Consider the following 21,405-nt stretch of genomic DNA (forward strand, 5'->3'; position numbering starts at 1 on the left):
AGTTACTGCCACTGAGGTGCAACTTTGATTCATTATATTATCAGGCGATTGTTATACGCTTTGCCTTTGCTGATTGGCGTTAATATCCTGACCTTTGTGTTGTTTTTTGTTGTCAACAGTCCTGATGACATGGCGAGAATGCAATTAGGTCAAAAACATGTGACACAGCAAGCGGTCGATAACTGGAAAAAACAAAGAGGTTACGATTTGCCATTGTTATGGAACGAGGCCGGGCAGGGGCTTGAAACAGTGACCCAAACTGTTTTTTATCAGAAATCGGTAGGACTTTTCTGGTTCGATTTCGGTATTTCTGATAGTGATAAGCGCAATATCGGCGCGGATATCAAACAGCGCATGTGGCCCAGTCTGGCTGTTGCTTTACCTTCTTTGGTTTTAGGATTGATAGTCAATATCACGGTTGCGCTGATGATGGTGCTGTTCAGAAACTCATATCTGGAATTCAGTGGTGTCGTATTGTGTGTGATATTGATGTCGATTTCTTCGCTTTTTTATATTATCGGCGGGCAATTCTTATTCGGTAAACTACTCAGGTTGGTGCCTATTTCCGGCTATGACGGGGGCTTCAACGCGATTAAATTCGTTGTGCTGCCGGTACTGATTGGTGTTGTATCGGGAATAGGCTCGGGTGCTCGGTGGTACAGGACCCTGTTTTTAGAAGAAGTCGAAAAAGACTATGTTCGAACGGCCAGAGCCAAAGGCCTCAGCGAAACGCAAACCTTGTTCAGACATGTCGTCAAAAATGCGATGATTCCGATCTTAACCGGTGTAGTGGTGGTGTTGCCCTTGTTGTTTATGGGCAGTTTGATCATGGAATCGTTTTTCAGTATTCCCGGGCTTGGCAGTTATACCATTGATGCGATCAGCAGTCAGGATTTTGCCATTGTAAGATCAATGGTCTTTCTGGGTTCGGTGCTTTATATTTTCGGTCTGCTGTTGACCGATATTTCCTATACCTTAGTTGATCCTCGCGTCAGGTTGTCATAATGGTGGTGTTGTGGACTGATGCTTTAATCTATTTGCTGCTGATTTGCGGTGCAGGGTTTTGGTTTTGTGTACGAGGAAGGGCGACCATGCAGCGACCTATCCGAAAAGTGGGTCGAAGCAAAACCGGCATGGTGTCGTTAACTGTATTGCTGCTGTTTGTCTGCATAGGTTTATTGGATTCAATACACTTTAGAACCGATGAGGAGCGTTCCAATGAGATCATCAGTTTATTAGATTATTGGGCGTCACCGATTCGTCAAAACTCAGAAAAAACCTATTCGGCGCCTTTTTCCGCGTATTTGTTCGGTAAGGAATTAATGGTCGTAGATGAGGGTGCGCAGGTATGGGGGTATCCGCGTCTCAAGCATGGAGCTGCGCATCTGGCTGATCCTGACAGTGACTTAGCGAGCGATGTACTGCTTAAAACCGTAACAGGCTTGGCAGAAGGGTTTGTATTTTCTTTGCTGCCTCTGAGTTTGTTGTGGTTGTCCGTGCGTAAGCAAGAAGATGCCTGGCTAAAACAATCAACAGGAAAGACGGTGATTATTGTTGTGGTGGTTTTGATCTCGCTGGTTTTTACGGCCATTGAGTTATCAGCTCATTATCATATTTTAGGCACCGATAAAGTCGGGGAAGATGTGTTTTATCAGGCGGTCAAAAGTATCCGGACCGGACTTGTGATAGGAACACTGACTACCCTGGTCATGCTGCCTTTGGCGATAGTTTTCGGTATATTGGCCGGGTTTTTTCATGGTTGGCTGGATGATGTCATCCAGTATATCTATACGACCCTCAATTCAATTCCTGGGGTTTTGCTGATAGCCGCGTCCATCCTGATGGTGCAAGTCTATATGGCCAATCATCCCGATGATTTCACCAGTTTGATTGTCAGAGCGGATATGCGCTTACTGTTTTTGTGTCTGATTTTAGGCGTGACCAGTTGGACGGGCTTATGCCGAATGCTGCGCGCCGAAACTTTAAAGCTGCGAGAAATGGAATATGTGCAAGCTGCCAGAGCTTTGGGTGTTAAGCAGGGGATGATTTTATACAAGCATATCCTGCCTAATGTCATGCACATTATCATCATTTCCGTAGTGCTTGATTTCAGTTCTTTGGTGCTGGCTGAAGCGGTTTTGTCCTATATCAATATCGGTGTCGATCCTACGACGTACAGTTGGGGCAATATGATTAACGGTGCCCGGCTTGAGATGGCCCGCGAGCCCGCCGTGTGGTGGTCTCTAGCGGCCGCTTTCCTGTTTATGTTTACCTTGGTACTGGCTGCAAATTTATTTGCCGATACGGTCAGGGATGCTTTTGATCCTAGGCGGGCTGAACATGAGTAAACCGGTTTTGCAGGTCAATAATCTGAGTGTTGTGTTTGGCCGTGATCAAAAAGTCGTTGACGGTGTCAGCTTCGAGATTGCGCAGGGAGAAACATTCGCTTTGGTGGGTGAGTCGGGATCCGGAAAGTCACTTACCGCTTTGTCTGTGTTGCGCTTGCTGCCGCGCAATGCAAAACTGACGGCAAGATCCATTAAACTCGGCGACCTTGATCTGATGGCTATGGCTGAGTTTGATTTATGCCGCGTCAGAGGGCGGCGTATTGCTCTGATCTTTCAGGACCCCATGTCATCCTTGAATCCGGTTCTGACTATCGGCCGGCAAATAGAAGAGGTGCTGGAAATACATCAGTCTTTATCTGCCAATGCCATCAAGTCCAGGGTGGTTGAATTGCTGAAAATGGTTGAGCTCCCCAATCCCGATGCGCGTATGGGGGATTTTCCGCATCAGCTATCGGGTGGACAGCGTCAGCGGGTCATGATCGCCATCGCTTTGGCAGGAAATCCTGAGCTATTGATTGCCGATGAGCCCACTACGGCTTTGGACGTCACCATTCAAGCGCAGATTCTTGATCTGTTGAAATCGATACAAAAACAAACCGGCATGGCTTTATTATTAATCAGCCATGATTTGGCGTTGGTGTCGAACCGGGCAGACCGGATTGCGGTGATGCAGCAAGGCAAGATCGTCGAGACCGGTAAAAGTAGTTCGCTTTTTAAGCGGCCGACGCATCTTTATACGCAAAAATTGATGGCCGCATTGCCATTATTGGAACACAGCATCAGGACGGATAAGCCTGGCAGTGAGGTGGTGTGCAGGATAGAAAACTTTAAGGTCTATTATCCGATACGAAAAGGTGTTTTTAAGCGCGTGGTTGATCATGTCAAAGCGGTCGATGATGTCAGTTTTGATATTCAACGCGGCAAAACGCTGGCCTTGGTCGGGGAGTCGGGATGCGGTAAAACGACATTGGGCAAAGCCTTGCTCAATTTGATTCCGGTAACCGCAGGCAGGGTTTTACTGGATGGCATTGAAATTAACCGCTTAAGCGGAGAAGTCTTGAGAAAAAAGCGGGCCGAGGTCCAGATTGTCTTTCAAGATCCTTTTTCATCGATGAATCCACGAATGCTGGTCGGAGAGATCATTGAAGAAGGGATAAAGGCTTTACGTCCCGAAATCGATAACATTGAAAGACAGCGTCGCGTGTTTGAACTGCTCAGACAAGTCGATTTACCGGAAGAATCGGCGTATCGCTATCCGCATGAATTTTCAGGGGGGCAGAGGCAGCGGATTTGTATAGCCAGGGCCTTGGCTGTGGAGCCCAAGCTGATTGTGTGTGATGAGCCGACCAGTGCGCTGGATGTGTCGGTGCAGGCTCAAATCATTGCATTACTCAAATTGCTGCAACAGCAAAAAGGGATCAGCTATCTGTTTATCACCCATGATCTTGCATTAGTGGCGGAAATTGCCGACGATGTTGCCGTCATGTTGGGTGGAAAGATTGTGGAATACGGGCGTGTAGAAAAGGTGTTGATGCATCCTGACCATGTTTACACAAAGACGCTGCTTAACGCGGTTCCTCAATTACAGATTTAAGGTGTGATCTGCTTTTCGAAGGGCAGATAGATAACTGATTAGGGCTTATGGGCCGGGTTTGTTGACCCGGCCTTTTTCACTTAAGCTTTGTCAAGATCAAGTATTGCCCAAGACGACTTTTAATTCATTTCCTGCTTTAAGGTTTTTAGCATTGCTGGGATTCCATTTAACCAAGTCAGAGACAGGGACATTAAATTTCTTGGAAATCTGGCTCAGCGAATCACCCGGTTTGATTTTATATTGGACTTGTTTGTTTACCGGTTTTAAGACCGATTTTGCATTGGCCAATGTTTTCACTTTTGATGAGGATGGTTTGGCAGCGCTTTGTTTTGTTACAAGCTGAGTAGGCGCTGTAGTCTTATTAGCTTCTGATTTGCCTGGATTTTTTATAACCAGTTTTTGACCGGCTTTGATAGGTGAGCCTGGTTTTAGGTTATTCCACTTGGCTAAATCATCGGCACTGACAGAGTACTCCTGAGTGATGCGCCAGAAGGTTTGGCCTTTTGTTACGGTATGAGCGACTTGCTTAGCCGTTTGTGCAGTAATTGGCTTTTGGCTGGATGCTTCTTTATGGATGATATTAGCTGAGCCTGGTAACGAAAGCGTTTTGCCTGTCTGTATATGAGAGGCATTGGTTAAGCCGTTAGCCTTCAGCAAAGCACTGACGGTGATACCGTGTTTATTAGCAATCACGCTTAAGGTTTCACCCCGTTTGACAACATGCTTCTCGGCTTTTTTGGTGCTGGCCGGGATTTGAGTCTTTATGGTTTTAGCGGCTACCGGCTCATCTTGCTCCCGTTCATCGTAGCTGGAAACTCTGTCGTTAACGGAGAGTTGGGCGAGGTTCTGCCTGAACAATTCTGCCTGATTGACAGGAATTAACAAGCGGTTAGGGCCGTTAGAGGTGGTTCTGTTCTTTTTAAACGCTGGATTGAGTTTGACTATTTCTTCCATGGAAGTGTTAGCCAGTTCGGCGGCCTTTCTAAGATCCAGCGGCGAATCGACATTGACGACTTCAAAATAAGGTTCGTCAGGAATATTCTGTAAAGGAATATTATAAAGCTCAGGATTAGCAAATATTTTAGCGACTGCAATTAATCTTGGCACGTAATTAAAGGTTTCATTGGGCATTCTTAATGACCAATAGTCAGTTGGCAGGTCATTAGCCATGTTTCTGTCAATGGACTTTTGAACATTGCCCTTGCCCCAGTTGTAGGATGCAAGTGCCAGCAGCCAATCACCATCAAAGTTTTCGCCCAGGTCTTTTAAAAACTGGGTGGCCGCTTGAGTGGATGCATACACATCGCGTCTGCCGTCATACCAACTGTTTTGTTTTAAACCGTAAAGGCGTCCTGTTTCGGGGATAAATTGCCATAAACCGGATGCCTGAGCCGATGAGTTGGCGTTCGGACGAAATGCACTTTCCACGATGGGTAGAAGCGCCAGTTCCCCAGGTATATTTTTTGACTCGATTTCTTCAAGTATCAAATGAAGATAAGGTTCAGCTCGTTGTTGAACTCTGACTAAATATTCAGGGTTTTTTATAAACCAGTTGATTTCTTTTTCTATGCGTTCGTTCTCAACTTCAGGCAATGCATAGAGCGAAACCAGTCTATCCCAAATGCTACCCCCTTTTCCTTTAACGTAACCCGCAGAAGATTTTTTAAAATTTAATTTAGCAAGTTTACGATTAGGGTATTTGGGTCTGACTGTTGGCTTAGCGTAGTAGTCATCATGAGAGATTACAGGTGGTTTTACACTTTGACTCAAACTGTCATTTGCCGTGTGCGAAGTACATCCCGCAGTGGTCATAATCAAAAGCGATAAAATCGGCAATGACCTGTTAGAATTAATCTTAATCATATCATTTATACTTTTTTACCAAGGAAACCGATAGTATAGCCGTTTTTGTTTGAAATTCATCGTATTTCGCATTTTGAGACTCCTGTATGAAGCGTAATTTTTTATTCGGCTGGTATCAAACGCCAAGAGGAAAGCTCTTGCTAGATGTCGAAGCTTCTTTTATAAAGCGTTCAATAACAGTGAGTTGCAAGCAAAAAATATTGCAAATAGGTGGGTTGGGCTGGGAAGAAGAGTTTATCGACTGCGACTTATATGATGTTGCAATTCTCGATGTAAACGGCTTGGGATGCCCAAAAGCGAAGAAATTAAGAGCAAAATCCTATGCTTTGCCTATTCAAAGCGAAAGTATCGATCTGATTTTGTTGCCGCACCTGCTGGAATTTGATACTCATCGCTTTGAAACCATGCGCGAAATTGAACGGGTATTAAAACCGGAAGGTCACTTGGTCATAATCAATTTTAATCCCTGGAGCTTTTGGGTGCGTTATCAGTATTTATGGGAAATCAGATTGGCGGATTCAATTTTGGGGCACTTCATCAGTAAAAAAAGAGTATTGGACTGGTTGCGCTTGCTTAATTTTGAGGCGAAAGCGATTTCCGATCTGACCATCGATAAAGATAAGCCCAGACCCATCGATGCCGAAGGTGGATTTGTTTCTTTGTTTGCCACATCGTATGCAATTAGAGCGATTAAGCGGCGCTACAATATCATTCCTTTTAATCCTGTTACCGTTAAAAAATCAGGTTTTGCGATTGCCGGTAATATGGAATCCTCGCAAAGATCTCAAGATAATGTCTGAATCAGTCATTATTTATACCGACGGAGCCTGCAAGGGCAATCCTGGGCCGGGAGGTTGGGGCGTTATCCTGGCCTATAAGGGAAAAGAAAAAGAGTTGCATGGCGGTGAGGCTTTGACAACCAATAACCGTATGGAACTCATGGCGGCCATTAAGGCGCTGGAGGAGCTTAGTCGCCCTTGCCAGGTAGTATTAAATACCGATTCCAAATATGTTCTTCAAGGCATTACCGAATGGCTACCCAACTGGAAAAAAAGAGGGTGGAAAACCGCGGCTAAAAAACCGGTCAAAAATGAAGATTTATGGCGCAGGCTTGATCAGGCGCTTATTCAGCATAAGGTGGAATGGCGGTGGATAAAGGGCCATTCCGGTGATCCCGGCAATGATAGAGCCGATCAACTCGCTAATCTGGGTATTGAATCACTCAAGCAAACATTTACTGGATAGGGCTCTTTAGGCGGGTTAAATTTAAACGACAGTACTCATTACTGTTTTGACTAAAACACTCAATTTTTAAGCAACAATGACAAGCACTTTAGACTATGTAGAACAATTGCCCGAATCGGTTCATCGTTACTCCATTATATGGATTCATGGATTGGGCGCCGATGGTCATGACTTTGCGGGCATAACACCTGCGCTGGATCTCCATGAGGCTGGCGTGCATTTTATTTTCCCTCATGCTCCGTTGCAACCGGTTACGATCAATGGCGGAATGGTCATGCGTGCCTGGTATGACATCCTGGAAATGACGTTGACCCGGAAAGTCGATGAACAAGGCATTTACGCTTCATCTGAAGCCATCCATGAGCTGATCCAAATGGAAATCAATAAAGGGATTCCTTCTGAAAATATAGTGCTCGCCGGATTTTCACAAGGCGGCGTCATTGCCTTGCATGCAGGTCTGCGTTTCCCGCAAAAACTGGGCGGCATTGTGGCGCTGTCGACGTATTTACCGACCATTACCCAGCTTGAAACCGAAGCCTGTGAAACAAACAAAACCACGCCGATATTGATGGTGCATGGTACCGCAGATCCTGTGGTCGAGATTCAAGCGGGCAAAATGGCGCGTGACGGTTTAGTCGCGTTGGGTTATCCGGTTCAATGGCTGGAATTTGGGATGCAGCACGAAGTGATTTATCAGGAAATTGAGGCGATCAAAAAATTCATAAAACAGTGTTTCAATCAGTGAGGCGGTTTCGATGAGCAGACAAGTCGTACTCGATACCGAAACGACCGGATTAAATCCTCAGGAAGGCCATCGGATCATTGAAATCGGTTGTGTTGAATTGGTCAACCGGCGCTTAACCGGGCGGCATTTTCATGTCTATATCAATCCGCAACGCGTGATTGATAGCGGCGCAATTGAAGTGCATGGTATTACCAATGAATTTTTGAACGATAAACCGTTGTTTACCGACATTGCTGATGATTTCATCCAGTTCATCAAGGAATCAGAACTAATCATCCATAATGCACCTTTCGATGTAGGGTTTATCAATCACGAATTCGCCTTGCTGGATAAGACGCTCGGCACCGTTAGCCAATACAGCGAAGTATTTGACACCTTGAGTTTTGCCCGCAAAAAGCATCCCGGACAACGTAATAGCCTGGACGCTCTGTGTAAGCGTTATGGCATTGATAACAGTCATAGAGAGCTGCACGGCGCGTTGCTGGATGCCGAAATTCTTGCCGAAGTCTATTTATTGATGACCGGGGGGCAATCTTCGCTATTAGAAGAAGCCACGGACAGCCGGCAAGAGCAAACAGATCTGCAAGTCAAACGGGTTTTAGCTGATCGCAAACCTTTAGCCATTATCTACTGCAATGAAGACGAGCTTCAACAACATCAAGCCCGGTTGGCCGCCATAGAAAAAGCAAGCGGCAATTGTTTGTGGAAATAGCGGTCTGGCATTCGTAACAGAGAGAGTATCTTCACAGGGCAAGGTAGGTTGGGTTTGCTCGGAGAGCCTAACCCAACAATCGAAGCATTCAATTACGAAATGTTTATCTGTTGGGTTATGGCTATTGCCTCAACCAACCAGCATTGATTACGAATTACGTAAGTCCGCTTCATGATCTAAAGTTTCCCAGTTTTTTCTAGAGTGATCCAGGTGTCCATGGGGATTAATTAAGGCTATGTTCGCTTTAGTAGTTGAAACTACGTCAACGCCGTCATTCCGGCATGGATTGCCGGAAACCAAGTCACAAGGAGGTGAAAGTCCAACGCCATCCATGGCTTCTGGACCCCGGCAATCCGTGCCGGGGCGACACCAACTATTAACACAAACATAGCCTTAATTAAGGTTATTTTTTACGTTAATAGTTGCCGTCATTCATGCATGGATTGCCGAAATCCAGGTCACAAGGATGTGAAAAATATTTTTTATTACTATGATGTCCTTGCCGTTACGCCAAATAATTTTTAATCGAGTCTTATTCTAGGGTTGCCGGGAATTAACCAAACAATCTCCATGAATCCACGTTTCCAACAATCTCTGCATCTACAAATCAATCCTTCTCAATGGAAAAAGCGCTTTATCCGCATACTTCATTTACTGGCCCTATCTGCCGTATTTTTGGCTTCATTATCAATATGGATTAAGGCTCTGCTGATCCTTTGTTTGGTAGTCAGCAACTTTATCTATTCACACCGGGCAACTGGTCACAAGAACAAATCGGCCGTTAGATATAGCGATGCAAACAGCTGGCAAATTGATGTCGGTAGTGGGTTTGAGCCCATTCAAATTTGCCCTTCGACGGTAATAACGCCCTGGCTAATCGTGCTTCATTACAGCTTGGCCAACCGCAAACATTACTTGCCAATTTTTTGTGATGCACTGGAAACCGCCGATTTTAGAAAATTACTTGTGTTACTTAAAGTCAACGGACTTGCTTAGACAGGTCAGTGCTTTACGAGATTAAGTGCACGCTGAACTTTTTTATCAAGAAACTGATTAAGAACTGTATAATTGCCCGTTTTTACGGGAAGCCTGCCCCCGTACCGAATAACCAGAAACTGAGAGCACTATGGCCCTATATTGTGGAATCGTCGGCTTGCCGAATGTCGGCAAATCGACTTTGTTTAACGCGCTGACCAAGGCAAAAATTGCCGCTGAAAATTACCCATTTTGCACCATCGATCCTAATGTCGGCGTTGTTCCGGTACCAGACAGTCGTATGGACAAGTTGGCCGAAATTGTCAAGCCGCAGCGCATCCTGCCCACCACAATTGAATTTGTCGACATTGCAGGTTTAGTGGCTGGTGCATCCAAAGGGGAAGGGCTGGGTAACCAGTTTTTAGGCAATATCCGCGAAACAGATGCCATTGCCCATGTCGTCCGCTGTTTTGTCGATGACAATGTCATCCATGTCAGCGGCAAGATCGATCCGGTCGCCGATATAGAAGTTATCAACACAGAACTGGCGCTTGCCGATATGGCGACGGTCGAAAAAGCTTTGCTGCGCGTAATGAAAGCTTCAAAGTCAGGCAATAAAGACGAATTGGCTAAAAAGGATGTTTTAGAACGAGTTAATCAACAACTGGACAAAGGCGAGCCGGTCAGGGCGTTAAAATTAAGTGATGATGAAATAGCACTGATCAAAGAGCTGTGTCTGTTGACCATCAAGCCGACGATGTACATCGCCAATGTTCAGGATGACGGATTTGAAAACAATCCGATGCTCGATAAAGTCCGCGCTCATGCAGAAAAAGAAGGCGCCATCGTCGTTCCTGTCTGCGCGGCCATAGAGTCAGAAATTGCACAATTGGAAGAAGATGAAAAGCAGGAATTTCTTCAGGATCTGGGTCTGGATGAGCCTGGCTTGAATCGGGTAGTTAGGGCAGGGTATCAATTGCTTAACTTATCCACTTACTTTACCGCCGGCGTTAAAGAAGTCAGAGCCTGGACCATACCCGTCGGAGCAACAGCGCCGCAAGCCGCCGGCGTGATTCACAGTGATTTTGAAAAAGGCTTTATTCGCGCGGAAGTGATCGCCTATGACGATTACGTTGCGCATAAAGGCGAGCAAGGCGCTAAAGATGCCGGCAAATGGCGATTGGAAGGTAAAGACTACATTGTCAAAGATGGCGATGTCGTGCACTTTAGATTCAACGTTTGACAAATAAAAAGCGGGTCCCTATAATGCCCGCTCTTTTACAGACCTCCTTTAGGCGATGTAGCTCAGCTGGTTAGAGCACGGGATTCATAACCCCGGGGTCGGTGGTTCAAGTCCACCCATCGCCACCATAAAAAATTATTGTATTGGGTGCCAAACTACTCAATAGTTCTTAATCGGTGTATTCACCCTGCTAAAATTTGTGGAACTAGTGTCTATGGTGTTTTTTGAACTCATTGATACCCGCCATTAAATAAATCGAAGGAATGACGGTTTCGACTGGGTAACAAATTATGACGTCAATTTTAACAATAATTCCATAGGGTCAACCTAGGTATGCTCGAAGTTCTGTATGAATATAAGATTCCAAAGTTGGCTGCGTTGCTCAGTACTCTCGGGTTGACGAAAGTCCGGTTAGTAGACTGATGCGTCAGTTTTCTGCAAGTCCGGTTGAAATGTTTGGCAGCTTTTGGCGCAACAGGCAATTGATTTATCAAATGAGTAAGCGCGAAGCCATTGGCCGTTACAAGGGGTCGGTGATGGGCTTGGCTTGGTCATTCTTAAATCCACTACTCATGCTCGTCATTTACACTTTTGTGTTCTCAGTCGTCTTTAAAGCACGATGGGGAATAGGTGCGGACGAGAGTAAAACCGATTTCGCCATCATCTTGTTCGTTGGGCTCATCGTCCATGGGCTGTTTGCCGAATGCATCAATCGTGCGCCCAGTTTAATCATCTCAAACGTTAATTACGTCAAGAAAGTGGTATTTCCGCTGGAAATTCTGCCTTGGATTGTCTTTGGCTCGGCACTGTTTCATACGATTATCAGTCTTGTCGTTCTTTTGTTGGCGCAACTTGTTCTTAACCAGCACGTGCCGATGACAGCAGGACTCTTTCCACTAGTGCTTTTGCCTCTTATTCTAGGCAGCATGGGGCTGGCTTGGTTTTTGGCGGCGCTCGGCGTATATTTGCGTGATGTGAGTCAAATCACCGGCATGTTTACCACGGTCATGCTCTTCATCTCTGCCGTGTTTTTTCCAATGAGTGCATTGCCAGAGCGCTACCAATTTTGGTTGCACTTTAATCCGCTCGCAGTCATTATTGAGCAAAGCCGGGGCGTGTTGGTGTTTGGGCAACTGCCCAATCCCCTAATGTGGTCTGTCCTGATGGGATTAGGCCTATCGATGGCTTGGGCTGGCTTTGCCTGGTTTCAAAAGACAAGAAAGGGTTTTGCCGATGTCCTCTAATGATTTTTCCTATTCGATTAATTGCTAACACGTTTCAAGTGGACACAAGAGATGAGGCTAACTAATGGCCAGCCTGCCGATTTGTTGTGTTTAAACGCCAGGTTGAATAAAAAATGAGACTGACGAAACAACAAACAGAAATAATTATGCAAACAGTTATACGTTCGGCTGGTATGGGAGCGGAAGTCTATCTATTTGGCTCCAGACTCAACGACCAAGCAAAAGGTGGGGATATAGATCTACTCATCGAATCCGATACAAATCTATCGCTAATACAGCGAGCACACATTAAAATGCAGTTGGAATCTCAACTTGGTTTACCCGTTGACATCGTGTCGAAATCCCGTGGTGCTGTGGCAACACCTTTTCAAATCATTGCCCAATCTCAGTCGATTCAATTGGATATATAAGTGAAACTATCCATTCTCGACTCAGAAAAACAGCACCTTGCAGAGCTTTTAGAGGCAATACAACGTTGCGTTTACTTCCTTGATGCTTCTAGCAGAAAACTAGCATGGCCATTGACGGCAGATCTGTTAGAAACGCAAAAAAAGAATGTCGTGCTATTCGAAGCAATGGCGGCAATCAACGAGCGATTTGCCAAACTGCAGGATACACTCGGTGCGGCCATGCGACATGCCTGCATTCTTGCTGGTGAACCCACAGATAGCTTTCTTAAAGTACTCAGCTTTTACCAAAAAACAGGCGTACTCGAATCAGTTGAGTCATGGCAATTATGTCGTACAGCGCGTAATCTTGCCGCACATGACTACGATATTAACTATGCAGAAATCGCAGATCATTTTAATTCGCTAAAGACCTTAACTCCCTTGCTATACATGAGCGCTGTCCGCTTCCTCAACTATTGCCAGGAAGAACTGCGTATTGCACCCAAGCAAGCAGAGTTCAGTTGATTGTAAAAACAAAACAAGCTGATGAAAGTGGGATGCCCCAATGAGCACAAACGACATCTCCATCAAAGTAGAAAATCTCAGCAAGTACTACCACATCGACGATAACCCGCGTGACAGGCTTAAGCAATATGTCACAATTTTAAGAGAATGAGAGTTATGCGCCTGCCGCCTAATTATCAAACAACGATTACAGGCATCGCCGCAAAAGTATTTGGGGATAGCGCTTCGGTGTGGCTGTTTGGCTCCAGATTGAATGACGCTGCCAAGGGGGGAGACGTGGACTTGCTCATAAAGCTAGAATCGCCTACTGCTGATAAAGCAGTGCTTGCCGCTCGATATAACGCCCTGCTGCAAATGAAACTTGGTTTGCAGAAATTTGATATTTTAGTCATTGATCCGTCAACCCCACTTAAACAGATACATCAACAAGCACTTTCCGACGGTGTACGGTTATGACGGATAAATATTCCAATACGGGTCTTGCCGCAAGACTGGATCACCTTCGGCGCGTTGTAATTAAAGAGTGCAATTATCTCATCTACACTGCTGAAGGATTGAAGCAGACTGATCCACAGTTTCGCTGGCTGGATGCGGTTGAGCAAAACGCCGACCTGACCGAAAGGCTTGATGCCTTCGTTAGTCGCTTCTGTCGTCTGCAAAACACACTGGGTGACAAACTTCTTCCCGCCTATCTTAGTATGCAGCTAGAACCTATCGGAACCGTGCTGGACAATCTCAACCGTGCTGAAAAGCTGGGATTGATAGCGAGCGTTACCGACTGGATTGAAGCTCGCAGCCTTCGCAATAACTTGGTGCATGAATACACTGAAGATGTGGAACTATTGCGGCAAAGCATATTACGTGCATTAGAACTTGTTCCAATGCTTGAGACTGTAACCCAAAAACTCTGCCAAGAAAGCAAAAATTAGTCATGACCAACATCGCCATCAAAGTTGAAAACCTCAGTAAATGTTACCAAATTTATGACACCCCGCGTGACCGGCTTAAGCAGTTTGTAGCGCCCCGCCTCCAGCGCTTGACTTGGCAGCCCCCAAAACAATACTTCCGCGAGTTCTGGGCGCTCAAAGATATTTCATTCGAAATTAAAAAAGGCGAAACTGTTGGTATTATCGGGCGCAATGGCAGCGGCAAATCTACACTACTGCAAATGATCTGCGGCACACTAAACCCCACTAGCGGCAGCATCCAAACCAGTGGGCGCATTGCGGCATTGCTAGAACTTGGTTCCGGCTTCAATCCCGACTTCACCGGACGCGAAAACGTGTATATGAATGCTGCCGTGCTTGGACTTACACAGGATGAGATCGACAAACGCTACGATGATATAGTCGCTTTTGCAGATATTGGTGAATTTATCAATCAGCCGGTCAAAACTTATTCAAGCGGAATGGTAGTTCGGTTAGCATTTGCAGTTCAATCTCAGATTGATCCAGATATTTTGATCGTCGACGAGGCACTATCTGTTGGTGATGCCAAATTTCAAGCAAAATGTTTTGATCGCCTACGTCAGCTTAAAGAAAATGGAACAAGCATATTGCTTGTAACTCACTCAAGCGAACAAATAGTTACTCATTGTTCAACCGCCATCTTGCTAAATAACGGTACTCAGCTTGAAACAGGCGAACCAAGAAGTGTCATTAACCGTTATATGGACTTACTTTTTGGCAAAGAGAAAAAAACACCTGCAAGTCTTGCAACCCAATCGGCCAAGGCCTCTTCCCCAGCAGGTATCAAATCCACATATGCTTTAAGTAATTCAGAAGATTTATTTTTTACCCGCGTCGGCTACAACCCACATGAATATCGCTGGGGTGATGGCACTGCAACCATTTTAGATTTCTATTTAGCAGCAGATGATGACACCTATCCGTCAGCAGTCAGCACTGGACAAAAAATTACAATGGCTATTTCAATAAGATTTCACAACGACTTTTACCGTCCGATACTGGGAATTACCATTAAAACAAAGGAAGGCGTCACAGTATATGGTGTTAACTCAGAAACGCTCGATTGTGATGATTTCATAAAGTTAGGCCGAAGCGAATCAGTGATCCAAATTCAGGCTGCGTTCAATTGCCTCCTTGCCCCCGGCGATTATTTCATTTCTTTGGGTCTTGCCTCTAAGCATGGCGAAGAGGTGATACCCCATGATCGACGATACGACTCAATCCATCTGCATGTTCGCCCCAATACTAGATTTTTTGGCCTTACTGATCTGGAGCTTATAATGAATGCGAAAGAGGTTGTCGCATGAGAGAGCTCGCTCAAAAGTTAGGTTACAAACTTGATCTTGTAGATAACATCTGGATAAACCCAAACTACAAAGGCATCGCCTATAGCGATGGTGATGAAGTAGAAAAGCGAATCGCCTCAATCATTAAACAGGCTTTGGATGTTTCAGTTCTCTCCACTGAACTTCGCCAGTATTGTACGGACTGGCCATCTCTTTACCATTTAAGCAGCACTCGCGCCAATATCATGCGCCCTTTCAAGCATATTCTTAATACAAGCGATGTCCTTGAGATTGGGGCTGGCTGCGGCGCCATTACTCGGTACATAGGCGAATGTGGCGCAAATGTTCTAGCGCTTGAGGGTAGTCCTCGACGCGCTACCATAGCAAGATCCCGAACCCGTGACCTTGAAAATGTTGCTGTATTGACCGAAAAGTTTGATCAGTTTCAATGTGATCATCAGTTCGATGTGATTACACTGATTGGCGTACTTGAATACGCCAACTTATTCACATCCGGAGAAAATCCTCCTCTTGAGATGTTGAAGCGAGTGCGTTCACTGCTCAAGCCCGAAGGTAAACTCATTATTGCCATTGAAAATCAATTGGGCTTAAAGTATTTTGCAGGCGCCCCAGAAGATCATCTTGGTCAGCCTATGGTTGGTATTGAGGGGCGCTACCGCAAAGATCAGCCGCAAACATTTGGGCGCAAAGTGTTGACAGACATGTTGGAACAGGCTGGTTTTGGCACATCCGAGTTCCTAGCGCCATTTCCAGATTACAAGCTACCTGTCTCTATCGTCACGGAAAGCGGATTTGCTTGTGAAGAATTTGACGCTGGCGCGCTGGCTTGGCAAAGCGTCAGACGTGACCCTCAGCTACCTTCATATCTGGCGTTTTCTCCTGAGTTGGTTTGGCCAATTGTGGCTAGGAACGGAATTGCTCTCGACTTGGCGAATTCTTTTCTTGTAGTGACAAACAACTCTCAGCAAGAACAGATTCTTGCTTATCATTTTAGTACTGAGCGATCCAGTGAATATTGCAAAGAAACACGTTTTCTGGTGACGAACACGGGACTTATAGAACTGCAATATCACATGCTTTCGCCTGATTCCCATCGGGTTCAGGAGAATCGGCTGATAAAGTTTAGCGTCCCAGAAAAGGCTGAATATGTATCCGGTAAACTATTATCGCTTGAATTAATAGAGATCGTAACCCGTGACGGGTGGCGCTTCGAAGAAGTAGGAGCCTTCTTGCGACGTTCTCTCCACATTTCCAGTTCGCTTGCTTCATCAAGCAACTTACCTGTACCCGTAGCTTCTATTGACACAAACCTTCCCGGGGCGTGTTTCGATCTAGTTCCGCAGAACATCATCATTCTGCATGACGGGACATACCGGGCTATCGATAGCGAGTGGCAGCTATCTGATGACATACCTGCCGGTTGGTTGGTGTTTCGTATTTTACTTTTGCTAGTACAATCTGTATCACGTTTCGGCAAAACTGTCGAAGCCTTCCCGGCCAACCGAATGATGTTTTTTAGAGAGGCCTTCAAGAGTGCTGGATTGGAAATAAGTGAAAACGAAATCAGAGGCTTTGGAAATATGGAGGCTGCTATTCAGGCAGAAATTAGCCAGCAACCGGTCGAAACCTTTCTTAACTGGTGGTCTGATTCGCCATTACCTTCTCATGGTTTAAACCAGGCGATTGTAGAGCGCAACGAAGCACTGTCGCTCAATCATCGGCTATTTGAAGAAAACAAATTACTGGTCGCACAGCGTGATGAAGCTTTAAATGCAAGCCTATTTGAAATTGCAAAAAGAATTTTACTAAGAAGCAAGCGATGAATAATAAAGTCAGCGTTATTATTAGAACAGGTGCGTCAAGAGTTGGTTGCTTAGAACAGGCAATTGATAGTATTTCATCACAGCTTTATAAAAATATTGAAGTTGTGATAGTTGAAAATGGCTCAAAGGGATTGCAGGAATGGTTGGCAAATAAAAAATTTGAGAACTGCGAGCTACGCTACTATCAGCAAACTGAAGCTAACAGATGTTCAGCAGGAAATTTAGGTCTTGAAGTAGCAAGAGGCAATTATGTTTGTTTTCTGGATGATGATGATATTTTTTATCCTAATCATATAAATCTTCTTGTTGCTGCACTGGAAGAAAATAATGCTGCTGTTGCTGCATACTCATTGTCTCATGAGGTTAAATCGCAAATTGACAGTTACACCCCTTTTCAATGTAAAGATAAGACAGCTCGTATAGTGTTTAGGCAGCAATTTAGCAGGGGAGCATTGTTTGTAAATAATTATCTTCCTATTCAATCAGTGTTATTTAGAAAAACTCTGTTTGAACAATATGGTGGCTTTGACGTAAGTTTACAAAGACTAGAGGATTGGGACTTATGGGTAAGATATGCAAGCCAATCGGAGTTTGTTTTTGTAGACGTTGCAACCAGTATGTATAGGATGCCTATTAACCGCAAAATTTCAGGTATCAGAAATCGAGAGCATGATGAATACTATCCATTTGTACGTGCTAAACAGTCGCAAATTACAACTATTTTTGATCAGAATTTATTTGATGAAATGATTGAAGAGATATTTCGCTGTACAAAAATATCTATGATTATCCTTCGTCTAATTTACGATGGAAAACTGAGTAAACAACCGTTGTTTAAAAAAATTTGCACACAATGGGGACTGAGTTTTAATGATAGAAAGAGTGAAATAACGGTTCTGGACGCAATTAAGCTCACTAGTGAGGTAATAACACAATACAAGCTGCTATGGAATATCCATCGCACCGAGTTTTTTATTCGACAAAAAATAAAACAAATAGTATTTCGATAAATTGAGTAATAACTTAGAAAAATGATAGATATATTTACAAGCATAAATTTGAACTACCTTGCTAAAGCAAGAGTTTTGGCAAACTCCGTTAAGAAGTTTCACCCAGAAGCCAGAATGCATTTGATGTTATCAGACGCAATACCCTCTTGGTTTAATTTAAATAATGAACCTTTTGATACCGTCATTACTCCAGTTGATTTAAGTCTTAGCAATGCCTGGATATTTAAACATTCTGTAGTTGAATTATGCACGGCAGTAAAGCCGTTTTGTTTCCAATATATACTGAAGAAATATTCCAGTAAGACAGTTTTTTACTTTGACCCTGATACTGTTTTATTTTCTAAAATTGATAACCTCATCGATATGCTGGCTGATAACAGCAGTCTATTAACGCCCCATGTTTGCAAACCTGAATTGCATTTGGATGCGATTGTTGATAATGAAATATCAAGCCTGAAGCATGGTGTTTATAATCTCGGTTTTCTTGGCGTTAAAAATGACCAAGAAGGCAATGCTCTAATCGACTGGTGGGCAAGTCGGCTCACAAATTTTTGTCAAGATAACATCCCAATGGGAATATTTACTGATCAAAGATGGATGGATTTTGCCCCGGTATTTTTCCCAAAACTAAAGATAGTTAGAGAGCCAATTTACAACGTCGCCACATGGAATTACACGACAAGGAATGTAACTGGAACCATACAAAAGGGAATAAAAGTAGATGGCATGCCAATGTGTTTTCATCACTTCTCGGGCGTTGATAATGGTGCAAGCGTAATGATGTTAAACAAATATTCAAAAGACAATCCCACTGCGTGGGAATTAGATCGCTGGTATAAAGACGAGTGTAAAAAGTATGGTCAAGACGAAGCCAGTCAAATACCTTGGTTCTATGGATATTATGATAATGGGGAAAAGGTTACGCAAACTGAAAGAATTTTCTACCGTAATGCAGCTGATTTGCAAGATGAGTTTCATGACCCTTTGGCTACCGAAGTTCCCGGCAAGAAGTATGGAGTAAGCTTCTATCAATGGTTAAAGGCAAATCAGCCGGAGCTTCCACCAACGCTTCGCCCCTTTCCTGAGTTTTTACATGAAACCAAAACAGCCTTGCTGGCCTATGCCAACAGATCGCGAAGGTTGCCAAAATATTTAAAAAAAGTAATTTCGTTTATGATCCGAAAATTTTTTTCTCTTGCTTACATTTTGAGCAAAACAAAGTGAACTCTTCAACCAAACTTACCCACCTGGAGTTTTCTGCTAGTTCTTGGCTAAAAGGTCTCACGCCCATTCTGTTTCTGTTGTTGGCGTTTAGCTTGGTTAGCGTTGGAGTATTTAGTGATTTTTTATTTGGTAAATAACTTCTGCTTCGCCGAAGTCATGACTTCAATTTTGAATTGGATTTAATGTGTCAACATGTTACCTGAGCGCTGAAAAATGAAAAATGTGTGTTTAATTTCTTTTTTAGGGTTGTTTTTGTCTAGTTGTAATGATTACCCAGGTCATAAGCCTAATGATTATGTAAAGATGTCTCCCAAAGCTAGATGGGATGATGCGAACAGCCAAGTTATCCCTCTTGGCGGAGACTGTCATATTGACAGTATCAATGATGTGTCGGGTGAGGTATTTATGAGTCACTCTGTCAGCCAAAGTAAACCACCACTTAATGTCGTTGGATGGAGTGCAATTTCAGGGAAAGAAGGCATTGTCGCATCTGATGTAGCAATAGCGCTGAAAAACAAATTGCCACCGAATCTGCGTCTTTTTGCTAAAACTACTCGGGAAAAAAGAGCCGACGTTGCTGAATATTTCAAGAATCCAGCATCTGTTGATACTGGTTTTAAAGCTGCAATTGATATATCTGATGTATCACCGGGCGAGTATGTGCTGGAATTGATACAGCATAAAGATGGAAATACTTACAAGTGCCAGTTTACTTCAAATATCACTATAAAAAATTGACCGATTGTTAATGGAAAAAACGCTTTTGCAAAAATATCCTGAAAATTTTTAAACCGCACCAATTTTAATCTAAGGCTATTACATTGATGATCAATAAATCAGCAGTATTTTTTCTTCCTATAGTTTTAAGTTTGTGTATTTTGCACATTTGTTATCCGGGATTCATGTCATACGACAGTATTCAGATGCTTGAAGAGGCTAGATCAAGTGTAAGAGGAGGTATATTTCCAACTGCACCAGTATACGTCCTGAGATTCTTCGACATTACAGGACACGGTCCCACTCTGATGATACAAGTGCAAAATTTTATTTTGCTATTCAGTGTAACTTTAGTTCTTCGTATATTAAAGGTAGGTTTAATTACATCAACAATATCATTGTTTGCTCTTGTTGCAATGCCTACTGTTATTGGTTGTATGCTAGTACTTTGGAAAGATGTAACCTTAACTGCTTTAATCATGCTTTCATTGACAATAATTTTTTGGGCTAGTCAAGCAATTAAAAATGATATTTTTTACAAAATAGCAAAATGGCTCGCACTGTTATCTTTAATGGTTGGCACATTAGTGAAATTTAATGCTATTACTTCGACTGTAATTATTTCTATTTATTGGCTTAGTGTTTTTTACAAAAATAAAAATTTTCAATATAGGTTTGCTGCATTTTTTATAATTGTTATTAGCATGATAGCCAGTAATAAGATAATAAATGGATATAGTTTTCCTAATTTTCAAAAACTCGAAACTAATAATATATTGTATGGGGTTATGGCTAATGACCTAATTGGCATATCCGGGTGGTCTCGGGTGTCATTAATACCATTTGATTTAATTAACTCTGCTCATACACCTAAGGTACCAATATCTGATATTGACAAAATTTATAGCTCACTAGGTAGTGCAGTAATGTATGAGAATAATGTAAAATTGGGAAATATTGTTACAATTTTTCCTGAGAAGTATAGAACTGAGGATATTATTAATGCTTGGCTTACTGGGGTATTTACCCATCCAATGGCTTATATAAGTTACAGATTTGATTTGTTTTCTGAAATTATTGGGGCTAAAACTTACGGGACTTACGAACCCACACATTTCAATCGCATTGATGAAAATAAATTTGGCATAAAATTTCAAGAACGGCATATTACTGATTTTACTCTTAAGTATATAGAATGGGCATCAAATGTTTTTTTTGGAAAGCCATGGTTTATTTTCTTAATATCTTTCATTGCTGTACTTTTTATTATAAAAAACCCTAGCATACCAACTCAAGTCAAGATGTTTTCCTTCTACTCTTTCGCAGCAGCTTTCCTATACATTATTCCTTTTTTATTGGTCACTTTATCTGGTGAAGTTCGTTATAGTTTTACTGCAATTGTATTAAGCAGTAACTCGATATTTGCATGGATATTTGGTAAAAACCCATCCTTATCTTTAAAATAAAAGAATA

At 43.3% G+C, this 21,405-nt stretch carries 22 protein-coding genes and 1 tRNA gene; 21 read left to right on the top strand and 2 right to left on the bottom strand.

The features are described 5' to 3' along the window. Positions 1-24 precede the first annotated feature (24 nt). The 3 genes from Q7V32_RS02715 to Q7V32_RS02725 are packed head-to-tail and all read left to right on the top strand — an operon-like array spanning position 25 to position 3,942. Positions 25-1,005 (top strand): ABC transporter permease, encoded by a 981-nt coding sequence (locus Q7V32_RS02715; protein ID WP_304895448.1) that lies wholly within the window; start codon positions 25-27, stop codon positions 1,003-1,005. Next, on the top strand, positions 1,005-2,348 hold the full coding sequence (locus tag Q7V32_RS02720) for an ABC transporter permease (protein WP_304895449.1): 1,344 nt from the start codon (positions 1,005-1,007) through the stop codon (positions 2,346-2,348). Before Q7V32_RS02715 ends, Q7V32_RS02720 begins: the two co-directional genes overlap by 1 nt. Next, positions 2,341-3,942, top strand: coding sequence for an ABC transporter ATP-binding protein (locus Q7V32_RS02725; protein WP_304895450.1), 1,602 nt, complete (start codon positions 2,341-2,343; stop codon positions 3,940-3,942). Before Q7V32_RS02720 ends, Q7V32_RS02725 begins: the two co-directional genes overlap by 8 nt. A gap of 96 nt (positions 3,943-4,038) precedes the next feature. On the opposite strand, the gene Q7V32_RS02730 is transcribed toward Q7V32_RS02725, so the two are convergent. Then, positions 4,039-5,805, bottom strand: coding sequence for a LysM peptidoglycan-binding domain-containing protein (locus Q7V32_RS02730; RefSeq protein WP_304895451.1), 1,767 nt, complete (start codon positions 5,803-5,805; stop codon positions 4,039-4,041). Between the two features lie 86 nt (positions 5,806-5,891). On the opposite strand from Q7V32_RS02730, the gene Q7V32_RS02735 reads away from it, so the two are divergent. The 4 genes from Q7V32_RS02735 to dnaQ all read left to right on the top strand — a co-directional run bounded on the left by Q7V32_RS02735 (position 5,892) and on the right by dnaQ (position 8,507). Next, positions 5,892-6,605 carry a class I SAM-dependent methyltransferase gene (locus Q7V32_RS02735; RefSeq protein WP_304895452.1) on the top strand — a complete coding sequence of 238 codons (714 nt, stop codon included), beginning with the start codon at positions 5,892-5,894 and terminating at the stop codon, positions 6,603-6,605. Next, positions 6,598-7,050: a ribonuclease HI gene (gene rnhA / locus Q7V32_RS02740; protein ID WP_304895453.1), complete on the top strand. Its 453-nt coding sequence runs from the start codon at positions 6,598-6,600 to the stop codon at positions 7,048-7,050. The genes Q7V32_RS02735 and rnhA overlap by 8 nt, the downstream gene beginning before the upstream one ends. Before the next feature lie 76 nt (positions 7,051-7,126). Next, positions 7,127-7,795 (top strand): alpha/beta hydrolase, encoded by a 669-nt coding sequence (locus tag Q7V32_RS02745; RefSeq protein ID WP_304895454.1) that lies wholly within the window; start codon positions 7,127-7,129, stop codon positions 7,793-7,795. Between the two features lie 10 nt (positions 7,796-7,805). After that, positions 7,806-8,507 (top strand): DNA polymerase III subunit epsilon, encoded by a 702-nt coding sequence (dnaQ, locus tag Q7V32_RS02750; protein WP_304895455.1) that lies wholly within the window; start codon positions 7,806-7,808, stop codon positions 8,505-8,507. Positions 8,508-8,764: 257 nt separating this feature from the next. Here dnaQ and Q7V32_RS02755 read toward each other — a convergent pair whose 3' ends face one another. Beyond that, complete coding sequence (locus Q7V32_RS02755; RefSeq protein WP_304895456.1) at positions 8,765-8,896, bottom strand: hypothetical protein; 132 nt, start codon at positions 8,894-8,896, stop codon at positions 8,765-8,767. Positions 8,897-9,077: 181 nt separating this feature from the next. On the opposite strand from Q7V32_RS02755, the gene Q7V32_RS02760 reads away from it, so the two are divergent. The 14 genes from Q7V32_RS02760 to Q7V32_RS02825 all read left to right on the top strand — a co-directional run bounded on the left by Q7V32_RS02760 (position 9,078) and on the right by Q7V32_RS02825 (position 21,398). Further along, positions 9,078-9,503, top strand: a complete 426-nt coding sequence (locus tag Q7V32_RS02760; RefSeq protein WP_304895457.1) for a protein YgfX — start codon at positions 9,078-9,080, stop codon at positions 9,501-9,503. Between the two features lie 130 nt (positions 9,504-9,633). Further along, positions 9,634-10,725, top strand: coding sequence for a redox-regulated ATPase YchF (gene ychF, locus Q7V32_RS02765; protein ID WP_304895458.1), 1,092 nt, complete (start codon positions 9,634-9,636; stop codon positions 10,723-10,725). A gap of 51 nt (positions 10,726-10,776) precedes the next feature. After that, a tRNA-Met gene (locus Q7V32_RS02770) sits at positions 10,777-10,853 on the top strand. A gap of 324 nt (positions 10,854-11,177) precedes the next feature. Further along, on the top strand, positions 11,178-11,969 hold the full coding sequence (locus Q7V32_RS02775; RefSeq protein WP_304895459.1) for an ABC transporter permease: 792 nt from the start codon (positions 11,178-11,180) through the stop codon (positions 11,967-11,969). Positions 11,970-12,115: 146 nt separating this feature from the next. Beyond that, positions 12,116-12,379, top strand: coding sequence for a nucleotidyltransferase family protein (locus Q7V32_RS02780; protein ID WP_304895460.1), 264 nt, complete (start codon positions 12,116-12,118; stop codon positions 12,377-12,379). Next, complete coding sequence (locus tag Q7V32_RS02785) at positions 12,380-12,883, top strand: hypothetical protein (RefSeq protein ID WP_304895461.1); 504 nt, start codon at positions 12,380-12,382, stop codon at positions 12,881-12,883. It begins immediately after the preceding gene. A 156-nt stretch (positions 12,884-13,039) separates the two neighbouring features. Further along, entirely contained in the window at positions 13,040-13,339 is a 300-nt protein-coding gene (locus Q7V32_RS02790; RefSeq protein WP_304895462.1) for a nucleotidyltransferase domain-containing protein, read from the top strand. After that, entirely contained in the window at positions 13,336-13,812 is a 477-nt protein-coding gene (locus tag Q7V32_RS02795) for a hypothetical protein (RefSeq protein ID WP_304895463.1), read from the top strand. Before Q7V32_RS02790 ends, Q7V32_RS02795 begins: the two co-directional genes overlap by 4 nt. Positions 13,813-13,814: 2 nt before the next feature. Then, a complete protein-coding gene (locus tag Q7V32_RS02800) occupies positions 13,815-15,158 on the top strand; it encodes an ABC transporter ATP-binding protein (RefSeq protein ID WP_304895464.1) in 1,344 nt (447 codons plus the stop codon). Then, on the top strand, positions 15,155-16,981 hold the full coding sequence (locus Q7V32_RS02805) for a bifunctional 2-polyprenyl-6-hydroxyphenol methylase/3-demethylubiquinol 3-O-methyltransferase UbiG (RefSeq protein WP_304895465.1): 1,827 nt from the start codon (positions 15,155-15,157) through the stop codon (positions 16,979-16,981). Before Q7V32_RS02800 ends, Q7V32_RS02805 begins: the two co-directional genes overlap by 4 nt. Beyond that, positions 16,978-17,991 (top strand): glycosyltransferase, encoded by a 1,014-nt coding sequence (locus Q7V32_RS02810; protein ID WP_304895466.1) that lies wholly within the window; start codon positions 16,978-16,980, stop codon positions 17,989-17,991. Before Q7V32_RS02805 ends, Q7V32_RS02810 begins: the two co-directional genes overlap by 4 nt. Before the next feature lie 21 nt (positions 17,992-18,012). Then, positions 18,013-19,215 carry a hypothetical protein gene (locus Q7V32_RS02815; RefSeq protein WP_304895467.1) on the top strand — a complete coding sequence of 401 codons (1,203 nt, stop codon included), beginning with the start codon at positions 18,013-18,015 and terminating at the stop codon, positions 19,213-19,215. A gap of 213 nt (positions 19,216-19,428) precedes the next feature. Beyond that, entirely contained in the window at positions 19,429-19,953 is a 525-nt protein-coding gene (locus Q7V32_RS02820; protein ID WP_304895468.1) for a hypothetical protein, read from the top strand. 83 nt (positions 19,954-20,036) lie between these two features. Further along, positions 20,037-21,398 (top strand): hypothetical protein, encoded by a 1,362-nt coding sequence (locus tag Q7V32_RS02825; RefSeq protein ID WP_304895469.1) that lies wholly within the window; start codon positions 20,037-20,039, stop codon positions 21,396-21,398. The last annotated feature ends 7 nt before the right edge of the window (positions 21,399-21,405 follow it).

Source organism: Methylicorpusculum sp., from assembly GCF_030651835.1.
In the GTDB taxonomy this organism is placed as follows: Bacteria; Pseudomonadota; Gammaproteobacteria; order Methylococcales; family Methylomonadaceae; genus Methylicorpusculum.